Source organism: Nitrobacter sp. 62-13 (assembly GCF_001896955.1).
Lineage (GTDB): Bacteria > Pseudomonadota > Alphaproteobacteria > Rhizobiales > Xanthobacteraceae > Nitrobacter.
Window position 1 is genome coordinate 1 of sequence record NZ_MKRN01000121.1, and the last position, 6,453, is coordinate 6,453.

Genomic DNA, 6,453 nt, shown 5'->3' on the forward strand with positions numbered 1-6,453 from the left:
TGTCGCGCGTGGTGATCGATCCCTATCAGCCGCTGTCCTTCAAGCACGAGAAGGAGGCGACCTTCCGCGACACTGTGGTGACGCTGCTGCTGGACAATTCCGGCTCGATGCGCGGGCGCCCCATCACGGTGGCTGCGACGTGCGCCGACATCCTGGCGCGCACGCTGGAGCGCTGCGGCGTCAAGGTGGAAATTCTCGGCTTCACGACGCGGGCGTGGAAGGGCGGTCAATCGCGCGAGGCGTGGCTCGCCGCTGGCAAGCCGCCTGCGCCGGGTCGTCTCAACGATCTGCGCCACATCATTTACAAGGCCGCCGATGCTCCCTGGCGGCGCTCGCGGAAGAACCTCGGGCTGATGATGCGCGAGGGCCTGCTCAAGGAGAACATCGACGGCGAGGCGCTGGATTGGGCGCACAAGCGGCTGCTTGCGCGCGGCGAGCAGCGCAAAATCCTGATGATGATCTCGGACGGCGCGCCGGTCGACGATTCCACGCTGTCGGTCAACCCCGGCAACTATCTCGAGCGCCACCTGCGCTGGATCATCGAGGAGATCGAGACGCGTTCGCCGGTCGAACTGATCGCGATCGGCATCGGCCACGACGTGACGCGCTATTATCGCCGCGCGGTGACCATCGTTGATGCGGAAGAGCTCGGGGGCGCCATCACCGAACAACTCGCCGAACTGTTCAGCGAGACGCATGATGCGCCCCTGGTTCCGGCCCGGCGGCCGCGCAGACTGCATTCGTGAAGGATGGAAGGCCGGGTCTTCTGCGCGAGGCGCGCTTTACGCTTTGCCCGGCCATGACAGCTTGAAGCGAACCGGCGGGCAAATGCGAGCATCGAGCCAACCTAGCCGCCGCGACATTCTCAAATGGGGCGTAGCCGCCACGTCGCTCACGCTTATGCCCGCCGCCCGCGCGCAATTCGCGACGCAGCTGCCCAAGCAACCGTCGCCCCACGACCTCACGCCTCCGGCGCCGGTGTCGATCACCGTCAATGCGAGGCCGATTCCCTCCTTTGACCTGCGCGACCGCTCGCGCACGCGCTTCGGCGCGCTCGCCTTTCGCAGTGGCCTGGTCCTGACCTCGTCGTTTCCCGGCTTCGGAGGATTGTCGAGCCTGCGGGTTGATCCGAAAGGGCGGCAATTCATCTCGGCGACCGACAAGGGCGCCTGGATCACCGGGCGCGTCGTCTACGGGACCGCCGCGGAAATGACCGGGCTGGCCGATGTCGAGGCTGCGCCGATGCTGGCGCACGACGGCAGGCCGATCGCCACGCACGGACGGTTCGACACCGAGTCGATCGCGCTCGACGGATCGTTCGTCTATGTCGGCATCGAGCGCGTCAACCGCATCATGCGGTTCGATTTCGCCAAGGACTTTACCCGCGCACGCGGCGAGGACGTGGAGGCGCCGCCGGCCGTGCGCAAGCTGCCGTTCAACCGCGGGCTGGAAGCGTTGGCGGTCGTTCCATCCGGCAGGCCGCTCGCCGGCACGCTGATCGCGATCTCAGAGCGTGGCCTCGACGCAAACAAGAACATCACGGCGTTCCTGATCGGCGGCCCGTCGCCCGGTCAGTTCGCCGTCCGCCGCACCGACCATTTCGACGTCAGTGATGCCTGCCTGCTGCCGACGGGCGACCTGTTGATCCTCGAACGCAAATTCTCGCTGACCGGCGGCATCGGCATCCGCATCCGGCGCATTGCGATGACGGCGATCGCGCCCGGCGCGGTGGTGGACGGCCCTTCGATCTTCGATGCGGATCTCGGGCAGGAGATCGACAATTTCGAAGGGCTGGATGCGTTCGCCGACGACAACGGCGACGTCGTCGTGACGCTTGTGTCCGACGACAATTTTTCGCTGATCCAGCGCACGCTGCTGCTGCAGTTCATGCTGGTCGAATAGGCGGGGCGCCGCGCTCCAGGCACGACTCAAATGTTAGGATCAGGCTACCAGAAGGAGCCAGGGGTTTGTCAGCTTCAACACCATCGCCCGGCAATTCATCCGGCAAAACCGCTTTCGTCTTCGCGGGCGGCGGAAGTTTCGGCGCCATCCAGGTTGGCATGATGCACGCGCTCGCCGCACACGGCGTCGTCGCAGATATTGTGGTGGGATCAAGCGTCGGGGCCTTGAACGGCGCCTATTACGCCGGCGTTCCGACTCTCGACGGCGTGAAGCATCTTGCTGATATCTGGCGCGGCCTCCGCCGTCAGGATGTATTTCCGGTCTCGGTCATGACCCTGCTCGGATTTCTCTGGCGGCGGGATTTTCTCATCTCGCATGACGGCGTGCGCAAGCTGGTCGACGATCACCTGCCTTACAGGAATCTTCAGGATGCGAAGCTTCCGGTGCATATCGTCACCACCAATATCCTGACTGGCGGCGCCGCGGTGCTGTCCGAAGGCTCGGCCGCCAAGGCGATCGTGGCGAGCACGTCGATTCCCGGCATCTTCGCGCCGGTCCACTACAGGAAGATGTTTCTCGCGGATGGCGCGATCTCGAGCAATACGCCGATCAGGGTCGCCCTCGAGAAGGGGGCGCGGCGTCTCATCATTCTGCCGACCGGAACGGCGTGTGCCGGCGAGGTGCCGCCGAAGGGCGCGGTTGCGAACGTGCTTCACGCGGTGACGCTGCTGATTTCGCGGCAGATGGTCGACGATCTGGAATATATCGATCCGTCCATCGAATATCATGTCGTGCCGCCGCTCTGCCCGCTGGTCGGCTCGCCCTATGATTTTTCGCGCACCGAAGAGCACATCGAGCGGGCAACCAGGAAGACCGAGCGATGGATCGCAGCCGGCGGGCTCGAACAGCGCGGCGTGCCCGGCGAGTTGCGGCCTCACCAGCACTGAGCCTTTACAGGCTCTATGATTTTGATTCGGCGCGTTTTCTTTACGCGACCCGGTTTCCGCTTCGCTCGAAAACGCTGCATCTCGCGAGGACGGATGGCGTCCGGCGGAATGCAAAAACAAGAGCCGGACTCGGTTCGCCCCGATCCGGCTCGATTGTTTCACAGTGATGAACGTGAGCGAACGATCGCTCGTCGTTATCAGCCGGCCTTGGCGGCCTGCTTCTTCTCGATCTGGCGCTTGATCTCGATTGCCTTTGGCGAAAGCTCCGAGTCCCTCGCCTTCAGCAGGAAGGCATCGAAGCCGCCGCGATGGTCGACGCTCTTCAGCGCGTTGGTCGACACGCGCAGCCGCACCGAGCGAGCCAGCGCCTCGGACAGGAAGGTGACGTTCACCAGGTTCGGCAGGAAGCGCCGTTTGGTCTTGATGTTGGAATGGCTGACCCTGTGGCCCACCAGGGGGGCCTTGGCTGTCAGTTCGCAGCGCCGGGACATGGCGAAAATCCTCTGTCATCCCCGGCGTCGGCCCTCAGGGCGGCTCGGGGGTTCGAAATCGCGTCCATTTCAGGAACGGCGGACGTATAGGAGGAGAGCGGCGGGGCGTCAAGGTGCGGAGGCAAAAGCATCGTCATTGGCGGCACAAAATGAGCGCCAAATGCTTCATTTCGGACGGTTTGACTGACGCATGCCGTTCGGTTCCTTCGACGCGGTCCATCATATAAAGGGCGCAATCCGTACCGACATCATGATCCGGGGTCGGCCGGTGCGCCGGCATTGCCGGTTGGAGGCTCGATTTTGCGGCTTGCGAACCGCAGACGGACAATGACCCGCAAGCCTGATTAATAGCCGTGCGAGCCCAAGCCCTGACGTGCAGGACGATCCCCTAAGTGAGCGTGTTCCGAACGAGGTTACCGCAGTTGATGTCCGCCTGGCTCCGGATTCCGGCCGCGGCATCGCTGGCCCTCCTTGCCGCGACGCTGGCGATGCCCGCCCCGGCGGCTGCGCAGGGCAAGCTCGAGGCTCACTATGACGTCACTTTGGCCGGGATTCTCGTGGGAACCGGCGCCTGGGCGGTCGACATCTTCGACGATCAGTATTCGGCCGCCGCGAGCGGCGGCACCACCGGACTTCTCAAGGCATTTGCCCATGGCACCGGAAGCGGCAGTTCACAGGGCCGCATCGTCAACGGTGCGCTGGCTCCTGCGACCTATACCGCGACCATCTCGTCATCGAAGAAATCCGAGACCATTCACATGTCGCTGGCCGGCGGCAACGTGAAGGATTTCGTCATCGAGCCGACCCCGCCGGTGGATACCAAGCGCATTCCGGTCACCGATGCGCACAAGCGGGGCGTATTCGATCCGATGAGTGCGACCCTGGTGCGCGTGCCGGGCACCGCCGATCCGCTCGGCCCCGAAGCCTGCCATGCCGCGACCGGTGTCTTCGACGGCCGCATGCGCTACGATCTGCGGCTCGACTTCAAGCGCATGGAAACGGTGAAGTCGGAAAAGGGCTATCACGGCCCGGCGGTGGTCTGCGCGATTTATTTCTCGCCGATCGCCGGCTACGTCCCCGACCGCCTCGCGATCAAATATCTCGCCGCACAGCGTAATATGGAGATCTGGCTGGCGCCGATCGCCGGCACGCGCGTGCTGGTGCCCTATCGCCTGACGATTCCGACGCCGCTCGGCACCGGCAAGCTGGAAGCGACCCAGTTCATCACGACCGCCACGCCAAATGCCGCCGCGGCGAAGGCGCAATAAAAGCGCAGCAACCCGCACCGATGGTGCGCTGCCCTGAAGGGATTCGACCGATTCACGCAGGAGTTCCTGAGAGGAAAACGGCCTCGATCATCTCGCACGCATTTCGCGAACCGATATCCGCACCGATGCGCCGCGCCTGCGGAATCCTGTTGACTCCTGCCGCGGAATTCATGCGCCCTGCGGATTCATAATTTGGGAGAAATAACCGCTCTTGTTGATGGCTGTAGAACTTGATCTAGTTGCCGATGTCGATCTAAACGCGAGATGTTGCGGTGAACGAAGCCAGAGAGGCCGGGAGTCAGCGATTCGGGCGCGATTCGTTCCGGACTCGTTCCAAAGTTTAAGTAGCGGCCCTGCAGGCGTCGCATTGTGAAACACATCGAATCCTGGCGGTCCGACCCCCGCTTCACCAACGCTGCGAAAACCCTCGGAAAACATGGTCTTTTCATCTTCGATATCTCCGCCCGGCAATGACCGCGCGCCCGGTGCGGGCGTGACGGCGGTGCTCGGTCCGACCAACACCGGGAAGACCCATCTCGCGATCGAGCGGATGCTGGCGCATTCCTCGGGAATCATCGGCCTGCCGCTGCGGCTGCTTGCCCGCGAGGTTTACAACAAGATCGTCGACCGTTCCGGAGCGGATTCCGTCGCACTGATCACCGGCGAGGAGAAGATCAAGCCGCCGAAGCCGCGCTTCTGGGTCTCGACCGTCGAAGCGATGCCGCGCGACCTCGATGTCTCGTTTCTCGCCGTCGATGAGATCCAGATTGCCGCCGATCTGGAGCGCGGCCATGTATTCACCGACCGCATTCTGCACCGGCGCGGCCGCGACGAGACGCTGCTGCTCGGCGCTGCGACCATGCGTCCGATCATCGAGCGGCTTTTGCCCGGCGCGAGCATCATCACCCGCCCGCGGCTGTCGCAGCTTGAGTTCGCCGGGGACCGCAAGATCACCCGGCAGCCGCGCCGCACTGCGATCGTCGCTTTCTCGGCGGACGAGGTCTACGCCATCGCCGAACTGATCCGCCGCCAGCACGGCGGTGCGGCGGTGGTGCTGGGATCGCTCAGCCCGCGCACCCGCAATGCGCAGGTCGCGATGTTTCAGTCCGGTGACGTCGATTATCTGGTCGCCACCGATGCGGTCGGCATGGGCCTCAATCTCGACGTCGATCACGTCGCTTTCGCTTCGGACCGGAAATATGACGGCTACCAGTTTCGCAGGCTGAATCCGGCGGAATTCGCCCAGATCGCAGGCCGCGCCGGCCGCGCCACCCGCAACGGCACCTTCGGCACCACCGGACGCTGCGCGCCGTTCGAGCCCGAACTGGTCAACGCGCTGCAAAACCACACGTTTGAGGCCGTCAGGACGCTGCAGTGGCGCAATTCCGATCTCGACTTCTCCTCGCTCGGCGCCTTGCAGGTGTCGCTGGCGCTGACGCCCGCGCACGAGGCGCTGACCCGCGCCCCGATCGCCGAGGATCTGCGCGTGCTCGATCACGCCGCGCGCGATGTCGAGGTGCGCGCCATGGCGCAGGGCGCGGCGGCGGTGGAGAGACTGTGGGACGCCTGCCAGATTCCGGACTACCGCAAGATCGCGCCGGCCGCCCATGCCGAACTGGTGACGACGTTATTCGGCTTCCTGATGCGCAAGGGCCGCGTTCCTGACGACTGGTTCGCCGCTCAGGTCGCGCAGGCCGATCGCACCGACGGCGATATCGACACTTTGTCGGGACGGATTGCGCAAATCCGGACCTGGACCTTCATCGCCAATCGGCCGGACTGGCTGGCGGACCCCGATCACTGGCAGGGAATTTCGCGTGAGGTCGAAAATAAATTGTCTGATGC

The 6,453-nt window shown here is 64.2% G+C and carries 5 protein-coding genes and 1 pseudogene; 5 read left to right on the forward strand and 1 reads right to left on the reverse strand.

The genetic code is table 11. From position 1 onward, the window contains the following. The 3 genes and pseudogenes from BGN91_RS09760 to BGN91_RS09770 form a co-directional block, all read left to right on the forward strand. Positions 1-746, forward strand: a pseudogene (locus tag BGN91_RS09760) (cobaltochelatase subunit CobT); the annotation flags it as partial. Between the two features lie 82 nt (positions 747-828). Next, positions 829-1,902, forward strand: a complete 1,074-nt coding sequence (locus BGN91_RS09765; RefSeq protein WP_292612622.1) for an esterase-like activity of phytase family protein — start codon at positions 829-831, stop codon at positions 1,900-1,902. 65 nt (positions 1,903-1,967) lie between these two features. Next, positions 1,968-2,849 (forward strand): patatin-like phospholipase family protein, encoded by an 882-nt coding sequence (locus BGN91_RS09770; protein WP_292612623.1) that lies wholly within the window; start codon positions 1,968-1,970, stop codon positions 2,847-2,849. Between the two features lie 197 nt (positions 2,850-3,046). Here BGN91_RS09770 and rpmB read toward each other — a convergent pair whose 3' ends face one another. Continuing rightward, a complete protein-coding gene (gene rpmB / locus BGN91_RS09775; RefSeq protein ID WP_292612625.1) occupies positions 3,047-3,340 on the reverse strand; it encodes a 50S ribosomal protein L28 in 294 nt (97 codons plus the stop codon). 425 nt (positions 3,341-3,765) lie between these two features. Between rpmB and BGN91_RS09780 the strand changes: the two genes are divergently transcribed. Next, the gene (locus BGN91_RS09780) at positions 3,766-4,608 is read left to right on the forward strand and encodes a DUF3108 domain-containing protein (protein ID WP_292612627.1); all 843 of its coding nucleotides are present in this window, start codon (positions 3,766-3,768) and stop codon (positions 4,606-4,608) included. Between the two features lie 436 nt (positions 4,609-5,044). Then, a partial coding sequence (locus BGN91_RS09785; RefSeq protein ID WP_292612629.1) for a helicase-related protein occupies positions 5,045-6,453 on the forward strand: 1,409 nt, incomplete at its 3' end.

Coding starts and splice junctions, on each gene's coding strand:
- BGN91_RS09765 (WP_292612622.1), top strand. CDS start 829: ATGCGAGCATCGAGCCAACCTAGCCGCCGCGACATTCTCAAATGGGGC.
- rpmB (WP_292612625.1), bottom strand. CDS start 3,340: ATGTCCCGGCGCTGCGAACTGACAGCCAAGGCCCCCCTGGTGGGCCAC.
- BGN91_RS09780 (WP_292612627.1), top strand. CDS start 3,766: ATGTCCGCCTGGCTCCGGATTCCGGCCGCGGCATCGCTGGCCCTCCTT.